The following is a 16,438-nucleotide window of genomic DNA, read 5'->3' on the forward strand; positions in this document are numbered from 1 at the left end:
GCACAGGTGTTGTTGATGAGCCATCCAATGCAATCAATTCAAAGTCATCATAACGGCCTTCGCCATTATAGTATTCTCCTTTAATAGTGACCGCAGTTGCTGCACCTGAACTAAAGGAAACAGTTTCTTTTTTCCAATCAGTAGTATTACCACTTCTTGAAACTCTATTACCATTTACAGTTGCAGAAATTCTCCAACTGCCTTTTACATAAGCTGAAACTTCATAGTCAGTGTTTGCTGTGATATTTACTTCTTGAGAGAAAGCTCCACCAATTCCTGAAATTTTAGCGGATTGTGTTCCAGAGTTTACATCGCTTGAAATTGAAGATGGATCGACATCCGTCCAACCACTCCAACTACTTTCAAAACCACTATTGCTTATCGCCACAGCAGTTCTTGCGTTGCTCCCCTCAAGAAGTGCCTCTGCTGGCACAGCTACTTCTTGTTGGTTGTTTGTACAGCCCATTGCACCTGCAATAAGCATTGTTCCTAAGATAGATTTAGAGAATAGTTTCCCTTTCAACTGGTTGTTCATAATTTAATTTAATTTGTGTATTGCATTTAGCAATTCGTCTAAAGTGTTTATACTGTTTATTTAGCTTATTTAGTTTATTAGGGTAGCATTTGATACTAAACTAGGTATCGCACACTGTCGACAAAGTTAGTAGTTTGGATCCTATTTAAGTTAAAAAAATAGCTAATTAGATAGTAAATTATATGTAAAGTACTGTTACAAATACTCTTAAATTTCATCCAAAAATAGTTAAAACTTCCTCACAAATCTCCTAACATATTTTGTTATACGTTAAAAATTAATTGCACAAGACCTCGGTAAAGTGCTTTTAGATTTAACAACATAAACGTATATTTTTATCATCCAATCGAAATTTCCATGTAATGTGTAATACCATAAAATTATCAATTATATAAATGATCTTTCTAATTATATTACACCAATTTTTTATTATTTAAATATTTGTTTCCTTACTGATGAGATACGGATAAGTAAGACATTTCTACTTGTCCATAATCTTCAAGACTGAATGGTTTGTTCTGCATAGACTGCATGTAAAGGCCCGCTTTGAAGTAATTTTCAGTACTACCGCACCCTTCAAAACGATAAATCTCTTTTTCCTTACCTTCCTGAATTGTATACAAAATGAGGTTTTCGTTTTCAAAAATCAACCTGAAACGATAGATAGCATTCAATGCCCAATCCCCATCAATAAAGTCGCCTTCATTATCATCATTTTCTTCAGTAACCCATCCCATAATTTTTAGACGGACATCTCCTTCACTTTGGTTTTTATCTCCTTGAAATTGTACTCTGATAACATCATCATAAGAATCTGAAGGGCCATGTATTTGACCAAAGCACAATTTTCCAGAACTTGGCAAATGCTTAACATTTACCTCCCATTCCATCTGATGAGACCCTTTAGTACCATCCCAATAGCTATTCGTTTTGCCGTCATCCTCCAATTCTCTTAGCTCAGTACGTGGATTTCCAGATCCTGAAGAGGTAGGAAAACCAGCATAACATTTAAATGTTACCCAATTTTCTGAAGAAGAATAAAACCAATATTTGTTAGTATAATTTTCAAGATCAGGAATACGATCTACATATTTCAAGTCATCTAACTCCCCTTCAAAAGCATTCAATTTCCAATTATTCAAGTTAAGGATAACGAATGGAAGACTATACTCTGGAGAAACAATTACTGTATCCTCTTCTGTGAAATTAGTGGTATCCTTTTCACTAATGTCATTGTCGATATCTTCTTTGATTTCCTCTATTTCCTCAGAAGGTTCAACAGCATCCGACTTGCATTGAGCATTAATAAAAAAGAAAGAAAGTAGTGTTAATGTAAAAAGTCTGTTCATCGCTTTATCAAAATTATACAAGTACAGTTTCTTTGCCCATCGCTTCTTGAGCTATTTGATAGACATTTTTAATGTGTTCTTCCAATGCAGTGAAGTTACCTGAGGCAATCATTTTTGAATCCATCAACTGTGAGCCTAGTCCCACACAATGTACTCCTGCATCAAACCATTTTTTTAATTCATCGAATTGAGGTTGTACTCCACCTGTTGGCATAATGCTCGACCAAGGCATTGGTGCTTTGACTCCTTTTACAAACTCAGGTCCACCAACTTGCAGTCCTGGGAAAATCTTCACGACTTCAGCTCCTAATTCTTCTGCATAAGAAATCTCTGTGACAGAACCACAACCCGGCATCCAAGCTACTTTTCTGCGGTTACAAACCTTTCCGATACTTGGGTTTAAAAGTGGTGAAACGATAAAATCAGCTCCATTTTGAATGTATAATCCGGCTGTCACGTCATCAACAATCGATCCCACACCCATTTTCATTTCAGGGGCTTCTTTGATCACTTTCTTTAATACCTCATCAAAAACTTTGTGGGCATTATCTCCTCGGTTTGTAAATTCGAAAACTCGGATTCCAGCATTATAACATGCTTTTACCACTTCCCAACACACTGTGGCATCGGCATGATAAAAGACGGGAACAATCCCACCTTCTTTCATGCTCAAGGCTACTTCAATTCTACTGAATCTTGCCATTTTATCGATTGATTTTTTTGATACTGTTTTTATCCATGATCTGGAATACTTCTTCCTCTGTGGCAATGTTATAATCGCCCGGAATCGAAAGCTTGTAAGCGGATGCGGCTAATGCGAAATCCAATGCTTCTTTGTCTACCACAAATTTTCTTTTTCCATGGATATAAGCCGCCATAAACGAATCTCCTCCTCCTACTCTATCAATGATGGAAGGAATTTCATGTACTTCACCTTTGACAAAGTTTTCTCCATCATAACTTACGCCTGACCATCTGTTGTGAGATGCGTTGATGGTTTGTCTTAAAGTAGTGATCACATAATCCAAGTTTGGAAACGCTTTCATCACTTCTCGGCTGATAAACTTATAGCAACGCTTATCAAAACCTTCTACTTCTTCATAATCTGACTCCTGAGGAACAATTCCTAAGTACTTGGCAACATCTTCTTCATTCGCTAAACATATTGTCGTATTCTCCAATAGTTTAGGCATAATGTGTTTTGGGTCCACACCGTACTTCCAAAGCTTGCTTCTGTAATTCAAATCACATGAGACTGGAATACCTTTTTTAAAAGCGGCTTCTACAGCAGCAAGATTCGCAGCGGCTGCACCTTTTGATAAGGCTGGCGTGATGCCTGACCAGTGAAACCAATCTGCATCTTCCAATATTTTATCCCAATCAAATGTATTTGCATCTACTTGTGTGATACTCGCTCCTGCTCTATCATAAATGACATTTCCTCCTCTCAGAGAACCTCCTTTTTCAAGGAAGTACATGCCCATTTTATCTCCTCCAAATTGGACTCCTTCTACTCCTGCGCCCCATTTTTTTACTTCGCGCACTGCAAACTGTCCCAATGCATTATCAGGAACAATACTCACGTACTCCACTTCACTTCCGTACTGTGCCAGAGAAATAGCGATGTTGGCTTCAGCACCTCCTACAGTTGCTTCGTATTGGTTGGCTTGAGAGAATCGAAGGTTGCCCATTGGCGAAAAACGGTAAAGTAATTCGCCAAATGTTACGACCTTCTTCATACTATGAGAACATTAATCCTCCGTTGATATCGATATTTGTACCCGTTACAAATGAAGATTGATTTGATGCTAAACAAGCTACAAAATCGGCTACTTCTTCTGCTCTACCTTCTCTACCAAGTGGTGTAGAAACTGCTACTTTTTCACGCACTGCTGTTGCTGTAAATGTATCGTGGAAAGTCGTTGCAATCATACCTGGGCAAAGTGAGTTCACTCTGATACCTTTTGGTCCTAATTCTTTTGCCATTGAACGTGTGAATGTCATCAATGCACCTTTTGCTGTAGCATAAGCGCTTGCACCTGGTCCACCACCATCTTTACCCGCTTGTGAAGCGAAGTTGACAATTGAGCTACCTTTTGGCATTAATGGAACCACTGCTTGTGTCATTAAAAATGCTGTATTTAAGTTCAATTGGATCACGAAGTTGAAGAAATCAAGATCCATTTCGTCGATTTTCTTTCTAGCTACTAAACCTCCTGCTACGTTCACTAAGATGTCTACTTGATCACCGTAAGCCTCAGTTGCTTGAGCTACTACGTTGTCTACGTCTTCTTTCTTCGTCATATCACCTTGAACGATGATAGCATCTCCACCTGCCGCTTTAATCTCTATTAAAGTTTGAGTTGCTTGTGCTTCGTTATCAAAATAGTTGATCACTACTTTTGCTCCTTCACTTGCTAATTTTAATGAAACTGCTTTTCCGATGTCTCTTGCTCCGCCAGTAACGATGGCTACTTTGTTTTCTAATAACATAATGATTTTGTTTGTTCTCACTTATTCTGAAATGAAATAAATTAGCTACCTCTTGATAACTACGAATAAATAAGTGAGAGGTTGATTTTTAATTAATTGATTTGATTTCTTTAGCAAACAGATAGATCGATCCTACTCCTAATGGTACGAACGCTGCGATCATCACGAAGATGGGCACGTAAGAGTAGCTTGAAATAACTGGTACTAAAAAATTCATAATGATGACTGAAAATACGCCTACCGTACCTCCAAGTCCTGCCAATGACCCTACTGATTTACCTGTAAATAAATCGCTTGGTATAGTTTGAATGTTGCTGATTACAAACTGGAAACCATACAATACCATGGCTACAATCAGTACAAATTTCAATGCACTATCCGCCAAAAATATAGTTGCCAATAGACCAACAAACATGATGATTCCACCGATAAAAATGGTTCTTTTTCTTGCTTGATCGACTGATGCTCCTCCTTGCATTAATTTACCTGAGAAGTAACCTCCTGATAAACTTCCTAATGCTGCACCCACATAAGGTACCCATGCGAAGTAACCAATTTCTTTTACATTGAATCCATACGTATCTGAAAGATATAACGGCATCCAGCCTACAAATAACCACCAGATAGGTTCAATAAAGAAACGGGACATTAATACTGACCATGAAGCCTTGTGAGAAAGTATTGCCTTCATGCTTAAACCCGGCTTTTCTTCTTTCTTTTCCTCTTGATCACCTTGGATAAATTCCTTTTCGGCTTTTGTAATCCATGGGTGTTTTGCTGGAATTCCTTTATTGATAATTAACCAAGGAATGACCCAAATCAAACCTAATCCACCAAGGAATAAGAAGGTTTTTTCCCAACCGTAAGTCGCCCAAACAATGGCAATCAAAGGTGGTGCGATAACAGAACCTAATGCCGCGCCTGAATTGAAAATTCCTTGTGCTAAAGCTCTTTCTTTAACTGGGAACCACTCTGCATTATTCTTTGCGGCTCCTGGCCAGTTACCTGCTTCGCCCATTCCTAGCATTATTCTAAACCCTGCAAATGAAGTAACACCTCTTGCTACTGCGTGAAGCATTGTTGCAATACCCCAAACGGTAATCGAAACTACAAAACCTAGTCGCGTACCAATCTTATCAAACATCTTTCCTGAAACTGACTGACCAATTGCGTAAGCAATCATAAAGACGTTCAAGATTAATGCATAATCGTTCTTTGTCATGTTCAGATCTTGGGCGATATCTGGCCACATCATTGCCATTGCCAAACGGTCAATGTAGTTGATGACTGTTGCCAAACATACCAATCCGATGATCCACCAACGGAGACCTTTCAGCTTAAAGGCTCCGGAAGAAGCGGAGGCTTTCCCCCTTACGTCTTCTTCTGGTAATTTTATTCCTGTAGCCATTACTTTTGATCGAAAAAGTCTTCACGAATAGGACTAAATACATCGATCAATTCACCTGCTTCCAAGCAAACAGCACCATGATCAACGTGAGGAGGAATGTAGAATCCGTCTCCGGGACCGATTACTTTCTTTTCATCTCCCACTTGCAATTCAAATTTACCTGATACTACATAAGTGGCTTGACTGTGGTGATGCTCATGAACAGTACCGATTGCTCCTTTTTCAAAAAGTACTCTCGCCATCAGAATTTTATCATCGTAACCCATGATCTGACGTTTCAAACCTGGCCCTACTTCTTCCCAAGGTAGTTCACTTGAAAATAAAAATTCTTTGCTTGCTTTTAATGCTTCCATCTTACTTAATATTTTATGTTTTTACTGTTTTAAATCATTTCGAAATAGGGCGAATGGACCGCCCCATTTATATTGTCTATCCTCGATTGTAATCTCATGTGTTGTCTGACTAGATTTGTCAACCGTTGAAATGATGAAGGTCCATTCTTCATCTTGTTTGTTAGTAAAGCTTATCGCTGAATATTCGTCTGTATGAAATGAAATTGTTACACTATTTATATTTCCGTATGAATTTCTTGATGCTTCTGTGACCGTAGAATAACTACCGTGAGTTTCCAGTACTGAAGCCATCAGGTTATTTCCTTTTTGACCTTTTCTTTTCAGAATAAAACAAGGGTCATTTCTCAAATTGAAGTTGGGATCATTGGCTCCTAATCTTGCCATTACTAGTTGATCTCCTTTGTTTGAGGCCACATTTAATGTGTAAAAACGTGTTTTATCAAACCAATTGATCTGCTCATATTCCTGATCCGCTTCTCCTTCGGCCACCTTCCATAAGTGCTGGTAACCATCTTCCTTACCCAGTGGGCTTAAAGTTTGATTTCTTGTCAAAGCAATGCTTGATGACATAAACTGACCGTGGTAATGATAAGGCAATTCTATTTCTGCTTCTTCAGAAAGCTTCACATTGTAAAGGTCAATCACCAATGGATTTTCAAAACTTTCATCCGTTATCAAAGCCAATGTTCTGAAGAGTTCAACACCTTCATAAGCATTGTTTTCTTTGGCACTTACCACCTGGACTTTTTGATTTTCTGCTGAAAAAACAAACTCGTCTGGAGCAATTCGATCGGCTACTTTTACCTTTCCATCAAACTGAGATTGGCCATCAATCACCACTGTGTTATGAGCGATTGTCTGCTTTGCCCAAGTTTTGTTTTCCTTTAAATATCCGCCACCATCTTTTTGATGAATGTTGACATATCTTGCCGCACCATAATCTTGAAGGATTTCGTGACCGTCATAATTCAAGCTGTATGAAAGTCGATCAAAATGACCGTGTCCCATGCCGTGTTGTGTAAACTTCATGATCAACTCATGTTCCTTACTTCTCAACACTCCGATTCCTCCCTTTTCACCTTTGGGACCATCGCTTAGATAGATTGATCGCTTATCAAATTTCTTTCCTTTTCCTTTGGCTAAATCAATAGCTGATTTCCATCCAGAATAAGTTAGTGGTACTCTATTTTGCTTTTGAATCAGGGATAATAAACCTTCATCCTGATTGCCATAATAGTATCCTAAAGCCAATGACAATTGTAATTCTCTAGAATAATAAGACATCCCTTTTTGAGCATCATTTAATGGGAAAAACTCTCCGTCATCATCAGTTTGTTGCAATAACGCATCAATGGCTTTCAGCAAAACTCCATCTCTATATTCGAAGATTTTTAAATCTTTCTTTTGATGTTCCAATGAAAGTGCGAAAATCAAGAAAGGATACATCGCATAACGTTGGTAATAAGGACCTTCTGTATAGTAACCGTCAGGAGAGAAAGAGTGGTCGATTTGAGCTAGGAAACCTGCTTTCGTTTGTCCTTCTTTCTGAATACTTCCACCGTCATTGTCTGTTGCAGTTTTGGTATCTAATGGCAGTCCATACAATGCTTTTTGAATTAAATCTTCATTTTGCATTACAAGCCCGATCATCCCTACACCTGCATTTGCCCACGTACTGTGGTTGTGTGTTAAAAAAGTGAGGTGTTTCAATGGATAAGAAGTTGGCCATTGGCACAAAAAGCTTCTCATTGAATTGCTTTCTTTCCTTTTCACTTAACCAATTATATATACTTCCATACGCTTGGCTTGTATACACCAACCAATTGGCATCATTCAAACACTGCCAGAAGATTTTACCTCTTGCATACGACTTCTCTGAAGGGTGTCTCCCCCAAGTCGGGTATTGTTGGAGGTATTTTTCTAAAGTCGTCTTGATCAGTTCAGCGTAAGCTTCTTTTCCTGTAATTTGGAATAGTAACCCTGCCTTCTGCATCGTAAAGTAATTGACTTTATGTTGCGTATGTGTGTACCCTCCAGCTAAATCTTTGGGAGTCGGAACATCCAAACCACTTTCCAAATAAGGAGCCAATTCCTTTTCTGCTTGAGCGAGTGATGCACCAAATAGATTCCCTTGATTGTCTACTGCTATGATCTTCTCAACTTCTCCTTCAGTCAGCGTTACTGACTGAGCGAAGAGAGTTGAAACACACATTATAAAGCAAACTACTGTATATAATTTCTTTACCAACATTACTTATTGATCATTTTCACGTTTTCTAAACTGTATTGATCCGAGTTCGCTACCACCTTTTCTGTTTCATCAAATGTGCAGTCTTTGATGATCGAAATCGGCTCACCGTTTGTCAAGAATAATTTCAGTGGAGCACTCTTTTTCCAAAGGCAATCTTCTACCACCAAATGCTGTACTCCGTGGAAAGTCAGAGATGACATTTCCTTATTTCTTTTATCTTTTCCTACCTCTTCAAAAGTAGAATTCGTTACGCTAACATTTGGACCGAATGTACTTTCATCTGTTCCGCCTCTGTACACATCTGCAATTGTATTTCCGATGTTTTTGAAGTTGGATTGATCGATGATGACGTACTCTGCATTGTACATCCCTAAGTCATCCACTTCCTTGTCCAATGCTAAAATTGCACCCGTTACATCTTCGAAATCTGTATTTTGGATCTGGATCGTATCCGCCATTGTAGAAGGATATATCTTTAAGAAATTGAAGGTATGGTTGATGTTCAAATTCTTTACAGTACAATCAATCGTTTTGAAAATGTAGTTGTCATTCATGGAGTATTTACTTGTACTCACAATAGCATTTCCTGATTGATCGGGAGCGTCTGAAGCATCTATCAATAAGTTATTTAATTCTAGATCTCCACCGTTTTCTACTTGAATAGCGACTGTTTTTTCTGACTTTACGATTGCCTTTGCATCACTCTTGATTGTGATTGGATGTTTTACAAATAAGGTCTTTGTCATTATGTACTCCTGACCTCCTTTCAACTGTAATACATCTCCTGCACTTGACTTGTTGTACGCTTCAATGATTGTATTAATTCCAGGTGTTACCTCAATTACCTTTCCTTCATTCAAGCCCAATTTATTTTGATCTTTTTGGTAATAAGTTGGCCCAACTTCTGCTTTCGTTACTGGCAATTTCACCTCTCCTTCAAAACCAATTTTCTTTAAGATCTTCTTTGATGGAACTTTCAAACCGTTTTCATTTTCAGTCAAAGCATACTCTACTTTTTTGAATCCTTCTTCGGTTGGTGTATTTTCTTCTTGGTTGATGTAGTTTCCATTAAAACTGATGCCTGAAATGTCATCGTAAACCGTGAATAACTTCGGGTTGGTAGTTGTCATCAAGACGTTTTGATCAAAGTGAGAATCCACTGGAGTTGCTGATCTTTCGTCATCGCTACCTGCACACAACTGAATGTGATCACTATCAATAATGATGTTGTTCGTGATATTAGCTCCTACCACTTGATTGTAGCGGTTCAAAGGTGAATTAGGTACTCCGTTCATCACGACTAATGCTCCTCTAAAACGGTATCCCGTTAATCCGCTTAGGTAGTTATTTTTTACCGTTTGATACTCGTTGATGACTCTAATTCCTCCTGTATTGTGTTTTCTATTTCCCAAGAAATAATTGTTCTCCACTAATGTTCTTTCTCCATGACGCATCGTCAACGTTCCTTTGCATTCATCAAAAACATTGTTCTGATAAGTGTTACCACATGATTTGTTTGAGATGATTTCCAATTCTCCATCACATGCTTCAAAGTAGTTGTTACGAACAATCGAGTTAGAGTTTTTTCTAGAGTAATGGCTCGTTCCGATTCTTAAAGTCTCCCCACCATTTGAACCTAAGTTCTGTCTTTTACCGAAGTAATTGTACTCAATGATATGGTTGTTCTCTAAGCTTTCTTCACTGTTCAAACGTACTGTAAAAGTCACCCCTTTGTTACGTTTATCGACTAATGCATTGTGGTCAAATGTGTTGTTCTTTCCATACATCTCCACCCACTTGTCTGCATCATATCTTTCTGGATTACTGTAGCTTTCTACTACACACTGCGTCACTCTACAGTGGTAAGCCAATTCTTTACTGCTTGTTCTATAGCTAATTACTGCATTGGTAGGTGTATAGCCATTTCTGAAAGTAAGTCCTTCTACTTGTAGGTATTTTCCTGAAATACCGATGTAAGACTGTCCTTCTAAGTATACACTTCCGTTTGTTTCTGCTTTTAAAATAATAGGTTGTTGTTCGGTTCCTTCTCCTTTAAATTTGATTTCGGCATTTTTCCAAACGCCATTTTTCATTAGGATAATATCTCCTGCTTTTGCCGTTTTGATCGCTTCTTTTAGTGCTGTCACATCGTTGACTAGCTTCTGACCGTGAGAGACCAAAGAGATAAAAAGTAAGAGCGGTAAGAGTAGTTTTATTTTAGTTGAAGTATTCATTATCAATTCATTTATGCTTCTTTGAATGATTTGAGAGGTACCATCCAGTTGATACTGGATGGTGTTGTCTGTTCATGTTCTGCCCGTTGGAAACCGGTGTTCACGATTTCCTATGGTAATTTGAGCAACCGTTGGTTACTCGTGGTACTGCGGGCAAACACATAGGTTTGCCCCTACTGTACTTTTTTGATTTCTACCAAATCAAATCTTGCCTCTGTTCCTTCAAAAGTCAGGTTGAAGCGTAATTGCGAGGTGTTATTGGCGGTCTCTACAATGTAACTTTTATAAACATACTCTGATGAGTTGCTTGTCAATGGAATAGATTCATCTACAAACTTAATTCCGTTGTCAGGGTCTTCCATCAGTAACTTTCCTGCACTTGAACCACTTGTCTTGCTCACATAATGGAAACTCACATTGTAAGTCACTCCACCTGTTACGGCAATGGTTTGATCTAGGTACTGAGAATCATTACCAAGCTTAGCACCTGTAGACTCATCTGGTGGAGTTGGTGATCCAGAACCTGAGAAGCTACCCCAAACGCTTCTGTCTGAACATTCGAAACTTTTACATTGGAACTCTGGAATTAACTCATCTACAATCTCTACTGTGATCGTAGTATCAGAAGTCAGATCATTGCCGTCTTTTGCTACCAACTTCACTGTATAAGAACCTTCTCCTGGGTAGATGTGAATTGGGTCTCTATCATCAGAAGTAGATCCATCACCAAAGTCCCATTCGAAAACACCTGCTGAGATTGAGTTGTTTGTAAATAGAATTTCTTTGAAACTTTCTGTACTTGATTTGTAAGAAAAGTCAGCAGATGGTGGTGTTAAATCCTCAATTGAACCCACACCTGGCAACTCTTCAGTACAAGCAAATAATGCTGCACTTAAAGCTCCTGCCAATCCTATATATTTTAAAAATAATTTCATGATTTGCTTATTGAATTGTTCTTCAAAAAATTTAAGAGTAGGTTGGGAATGTTAAACTCACGTGCGTTTCCCTTATTTAATGATCATTCCCAACTCTACTTTTAATGGAATTAATAGCCAGGATTCTGTTTTAATACTCCGTAGCTTGTATCTATTTCTCTTTGAGGAATAGGAAGTAATAATTTGGTTCCATTGAATGTAAAACCGTTGGCTGATGCAAAAGCACCCATTACTTCTTCTGCCACTCCAAATCTTACCAAGTCATAAAGTCTGTGGTTTTCGAAGCCCAATTCAATTCTTCTTTCCAATAATAAAGCTTGCTTCGTCAATGCACTTCCAGCATCCAATGTAGGCATTCCTGCTCTTGCTCTTACCATATTGTAAGCATCCACAGCACCTGCATCAGTTGTAGTTTCAGCACCTGCTAAAATAGCTTCAGAGTACATCAAGTAAACATCTGCCATTCTTAAAACAATCCAATCATTACCACAAAGTCTGTTGTCTGCTGAAGAAGTAATAAACTTACCGTTTTCCTTTACATCTTCAGGATTGTAGAGTACTGCTGTTCTTAGTGTGTCATCAGCATGTACATAGGATTTAAAATCATCTGTTACATAATTCAAACCACTGTTTCTCCCCAATTTTGTAAACTCATAAGAGAAATCTTGAGATTCTTCAGCATTGTCATTGATAAACTGTATTGCAAAGATGATTTCAGAGTTTAACTCACTATAGAATACATCTGAATAGTTCTCCACAAGGCTGTAATTACCATTACTTATTACTGTTTCTAAAAGTGTTTTAGCACCAGCATAATCCCCAGTAGTTAACTTCACTTTCGCCAATAATGCCTGTGCTGCTACTTTCGTGGCTCTACCCTCCTGAATATCATCTCTTGCAGGAAGGCCTTCAATAGCCTCTGTCAAATCCTGTACAATTTGTTGGTAAACTGTATTTTTTGCAATTCTCTCTGTTGTCTCCAAATCACCCGGTACTACCACTTTAGTCACCAAAGGCACATCTCCAAAACCTCTTGCAAGATTGAAATACATCAATGCTCTCACAAATTTGGCTTCACTTTCAAAAATTTCCTTTTTAGACTCATCCGTCACCACTTCCAAAGAAGCTAATACTTTATTGGCTCTGAAAACTACATTGTAACAGTCTGTCCAATACGATGATAATGTACCGTTGGTAGGTGAAACATTCATGTGCTCGAACTGTGCCCATTCTCCTTCACTGTTTTTCGATTTTGAATTATCAGAACGCATTTCTGTCAATGCAAACTCTCTTAAAACTGTATTTTGAAGGCCATCATACATTGCATAAGTTGCTGCTTCAACTTCCTGTGTATTTTGGTAGAATCCATTATCACCAATCGCGGAGATAGGTTTTAGATCCAATTGGCTCTCACAAGATGTCAATGTCGCCGCACCTAACATCAAAGCTGAGATAATATTTAGATATTTCTTTTTCATGTTTCTTAGAATGATAAGTTAACGCCTGCTGAGAATGTTCTATGAATCGGTGCCGCACCTCTTTGGTAACCGTAAGTCAATGGAGAATCTAGCCCTTGGTTGATACCCTCTGGGTTATAACCTCTGTAATCGTTACCCATGATATACAATAAGTTTTGAGCTGCTACATAAACTCTCATCTTGTTGATACCAACTTTGTTGATTGCACTTGTTGGAAGTGTATAACCAATGTTCAGGTTACGTAATGAAATGTAAGAAGCGTCCATTACAATATCATCTGTAAAGATTCTTTGCACTACTTTGTCCGCATCTGGGAAGAAGTTTGGATCTTCTTCATCTGTAATATAATCTTGGTTTGAACTGAACTGATTATTTACGTATTGAGGATCCATATTTCTAACTTTTGCACCGTGAGATCCTTGGAACATAAAGCTTAAATCAAAATTCTTATAATTGATGGTGTTTGTAATTGACCAGATCATTTTTGGATAAGGAGAACCTAAAATCGTTCTATCATCCGGATCAATAATTCCATCACCATTCAAGTCTTTCACGTAGATATCCTGTGATTCACCATTGATAGGGAAGAATGGGTTTTTGATGTAGTTTAATGGAATCTCTTTCTCTACTACATAACCATAGAAAGAGGATACAGGATGACCTTCTTTAGCAATCCACTCTGCAGGTCTTTTTGAATCTACGATTGAGATCAGACCATCAGCTCCTGCCATGCTCACCAACTTATTTTCATTTAAAGATAAGTTACCAGTAGTTGACCATTTGAATCCACCTTTATCTAAATTGGTTGTTCTTACCTCAATCTCAATACCTTTATTCTCCACTTCTCCTAGGTTTACAATAGCATCACTAAATCCAGTAGCTGAAGGAATTGGTCTGTTCAACAATAAATCCTGGCTATTTTTCTTATAGAAATCAATACTGAAACCGAAACGGTCTTGTAAGAATCCTACATCAATACCTGGGTTGATCTCAATTGATTTCTCCCATCTTAATTGTGGATTTGATAATGTAGACTGATTAAATCCTGTATAAATATTTCCATCAAATACAGCACCCACTGGCTCTACTAAACCGATTGAAGGATAACGGCCGATAATTCTATCATCACCATCATTACCCGTGACACCATAACTTGCTCTTATTTTCAGGTTACTAATAATATCACTGTCTTTCAAGAAGTTCTCTTGTGAAATTCTCCAACCTACAGAAGCGGCTGGGAACACACCATATTTATAATCTTGACCAAACTTTGAACTACCGTCTGTTCTGAAACTTAATGAAACTAAGTATTTGTCGTCGTATGCATAGTTCAAACGTCCTAAATAAGATACTAATGATTTTTGATCAGCGTAAGTAGAGGCACCTGTTACATTGTTTGCTGGAATAGTTTTGATGTAATCAAAGTTATAACCATTCGCCTCAATTGAGCTGTAATTTCTGTCCCAGAATTCGAAAGCAAAACCAACAACTGCATTTAATGAGTGCTTATTACCAAATTTCTTATTGTAAGATAATGTATGCTCTGTTACGATATGAAATTGATTATCCGTATTATCAAAAGCTGAAGTACCATTTGCCTCATTTCTACTTGCTTTAATTCCTGTAAAACGGTGGTTTCTTGTATTTTTGTAATCTCCACCCACTGAAGACCTAAAGTTCAATCCATCCGTAATTTTATATTTCAAGTAGATATTTGTGAAAAGTTTCGTTTGGTACTTTCTATATTCTCTCTCTAAAATCTTTGCAATTGGAGAAGCGTTGGATGTTGTACTGATGTCTGTTCCACCTGATTCAACTGGCATTCCAGCATCTAAATCATAATCATCAAACATTCTTTCCATTGTGTAATCGCCAATTTGAGTATCTGCCCAACGTCCGCTTTCACGCTCACGGTTGATATACTGCTCATTATTTTCATCCACATATTGTGGTAACCAAGGCGACTGACGAAGTGCATCATGTACGCCAATTGGGAATCTTCTTTGATTGCTGTAAGAAGGATTCAACATTAAGCCAAATGATAAACGCTTATTAACCTTAGTGTCTACACTCAAACGGAAGTTGATTCTTTCATAACTGTCCGTCAATAACACGCCTTCATCTTTCAAGTAGTTACCCGAAGCCGAGTATTTTGTCTTTTCTGATCCACCTCTTGCTGAAAGAGAGTGACTTTGGATTGTACCTCCATCCATGATTACATCTTGCCAATCTGTCTCAGTTCCCAACTCATTGATATATCTCATTTTATCCGTTAACTCTCCCTCATTGTTCTCTCTCACAAAAGCATTCCACTCTCCAACTGTTTTCAATACATCATTTCCTGGTACTTGCTTCACACCGAAGAAACCATTGTAATTGAATGACGCACTTCCTTCTTTACCCTTCTTATTGGTAATCAAAATAACACCGTTTGAACCTCTTGAACCATAAATTGCTGCTGAAGATGCATCCTTCAAAATTTCAATCGATTCTACATCGTTCATATCCAACGTACTCATATAATCCTGATCCACAACTACTCCATCTACTACAATCAATGGATTAGGGAAGGAAGTAATTGATCCAACACCACGAACACGGATTGTTGGAGCTTCACCTGCTGTTGGATTAGTCATTTGGATATTCACACCTGACACTTGGCCTGCTAATGCATCATCTAAACGTGCGGCAGGAATTTCATCCATTTTATCACTTGTTACTTTCGAAACGGCACCTGTTAAATGTGATTTCTGAACAGCACCATAACCCACTACCACAATCTCATCCAGTTGACTTGCCTCCTCTGCTAATCGGATATTCAATTCTGTCTGAGAAGTAATCGTAACGCTTTGCGGTTTGTGTCCAATAAAAGAATAGGTAATTACGTCAGATGTTTTGACCATTAATTTATACATACCATCAAAGTCCGTAATTGTACCTTTAGTGGATTCATTACCATTGATCACAATTGTCACCCCTGGCAAAGGCATTCCTTCCTGGTCAACAACCTGACCTTTGAGCATGTAAGCCTCCTGTGCATAAGTTTCTGAAGTGCATAAAAAAGCCATCAGACTTATTACAGATAGTAATATTCTAGATAAGTAATTCATTTTATTTCATTAAGAGAGATAGCGATAGATTTTAATATCACAATTACAACTAACGGATAGTTATAAATGTATTTAATCATCTATTAGCTTAAAATTTTAATAATTAGTTAGGATGCAGGTTGTGTTGTAGGTTAGATAAAAAATTTGTGTTTACTTAATTGAAATATTATCTTTGAACCTTAAGATATTTCTAATGCGGATGATTTTGCCGATGACCCTGCTTTTGAAAATCTTAACCTGCATGGATTAACATTTTCCACATTGTTAATCCATTTTTTTGTGTCCTTGTTTA

Annotated in this window: 13 protein-coding genes; all 13 read right to left on the reverse strand. The window is 37.8% G+C overall.

What is annotated here, in order from left to right; translation table 11 throughout:
* A partial coding sequence (locus AVL50_RS01485) for a carbohydrate binding domain-containing protein (RefSeq protein ID WP_172826742.1) occupies window positions 1-535 on the reverse strand: 535 nt, incomplete at its 3' end.
* Window positions 536-984: 449 nt separating this feature from the next.
* Window positions 985-1,884, reverse strand: coding sequence for a polysaccharide lyase family 7 protein (locus AVL50_RS01490; protein WP_157491095.1), 900 nt, complete (start codon window positions 1,882-1,884; stop codon window positions 985-987).
* Between the two features lie 13 nt (window positions 1,885-1,897).
* Window positions 1,898-2,587 carry a bifunctional 4-hydroxy-2-oxoglutarate aldolase/2-dehydro-3-deoxy-phosphogluconate aldolase gene (locus AVL50_RS01495; RefSeq protein WP_062614707.1) on the reverse strand — a complete coding sequence of 230 codons (690 nt, stop codon included), beginning with the start codon at window positions 2,585-2,587 and terminating at the stop codon, window positions 1,898-1,900.
* 1 nt (window position 2,588) lies between these two features.
* Entirely contained in the window at window positions 2,589-3,623 is a 1,035-nt protein-coding gene (locus AVL50_RS01500) for a sugar kinase (protein ID WP_063850505.1), read from the reverse strand.
* A 1-nt stretch (window position 3,624) separates the two neighbouring features.
* Window positions 3,625-4,377, reverse strand: coding sequence for an SDR family NAD(P)-dependent oxidoreductase (locus AVL50_RS01505; RefSeq protein ID WP_062614709.1), 753 nt, complete (start codon window positions 4,375-4,377; stop codon window positions 3,625-3,627).
* An 88-nt stretch (window positions 4,378-4,465) separates the two neighbouring features.
* A complete protein-coding gene (locus tag AVL50_RS01510) occupies window positions 4,466-5,785 on the reverse strand; it encodes an MFS transporter (RefSeq protein ID WP_082795614.1) in 1,320 nt (439 codons plus the stop codon).
* Window positions 5,785-6,138 (reverse strand): cupin domain-containing protein, encoded by a 354-nt coding sequence (locus AVL50_RS01515; RefSeq protein ID WP_062614710.1) that lies wholly within the window; start codon window positions 6,136-6,138, stop codon window positions 5,785-5,787. The genes AVL50_RS01510 and AVL50_RS01515 overlap by 1 nt, the downstream gene beginning before the upstream one ends.
* 21 nt (window positions 6,139-6,159) lie before the next feature.
* Entirely contained in the window at window positions 6,160-7,788 is a 1,629-nt protein-coding gene (locus tag AVL50_RS01520) for an alginate lyase family protein (protein WP_371258980.1), read from the reverse strand.
* Entirely contained in the window at window positions 7,763-8,389 is a 627-nt protein-coding gene (locus AVL50_RS33600) for a hypothetical protein (RefSeq protein ID WP_062614712.1), read from the reverse strand. The genes AVL50_RS01520 and AVL50_RS33600 overlap by 26 nt, the downstream gene beginning before the upstream one ends.
* Window positions 8,389-10,623, reverse strand: a complete 2,235-nt coding sequence (locus tag AVL50_RS01530) for a polysaccharide lyase 6 family protein (protein WP_062614713.1) — start codon at window positions 10,621-10,623, stop codon at window positions 8,389-8,391. Before AVL50_RS01530 ends, AVL50_RS33600 begins: the two co-directional genes overlap by 1 nt.
* Before the next feature lie 173 nt (window positions 10,624-10,796).
* Window positions 10,797-11,558 (reverse strand): PKD domain-containing protein, encoded by a 762-nt coding sequence (locus AVL50_RS01535; RefSeq protein WP_062614714.1) that lies wholly within the window; start codon window positions 11,556-11,558, stop codon window positions 10,797-10,799.
* Window positions 11,559-11,668: 110 nt separating this feature from the next.
* Window positions 11,669-13,036 (reverse strand): RagB/SusD family nutrient uptake outer membrane protein, encoded by a 1,368-nt coding sequence (locus AVL50_RS01540; protein ID WP_062614715.1) that lies wholly within the window; start codon window positions 13,034-13,036, stop codon window positions 11,669-11,671.
* A 5-nt stretch (window positions 13,037-13,041) separates the two neighbouring features.
* A complete protein-coding gene (locus tag AVL50_RS01545) occupies window positions 13,042-16,146 on the reverse strand; it encodes a TonB-dependent receptor (protein ID WP_062614716.1) in 3,105 nt (1,034 codons plus the stop codon).
* Between the last annotated feature and the right edge of the window lie 292 nt (window positions 16,147-16,438).

Origin of the sequence: Flammeovirga sp. SJP92 (assembly GCF_001583495.1) — a bacterium.
Classification (GTDB): domain Bacteria; phylum Bacteroidota; class Bacteroidia; order Cytophagales; family Flammeovirgaceae; genus Flammeovirga.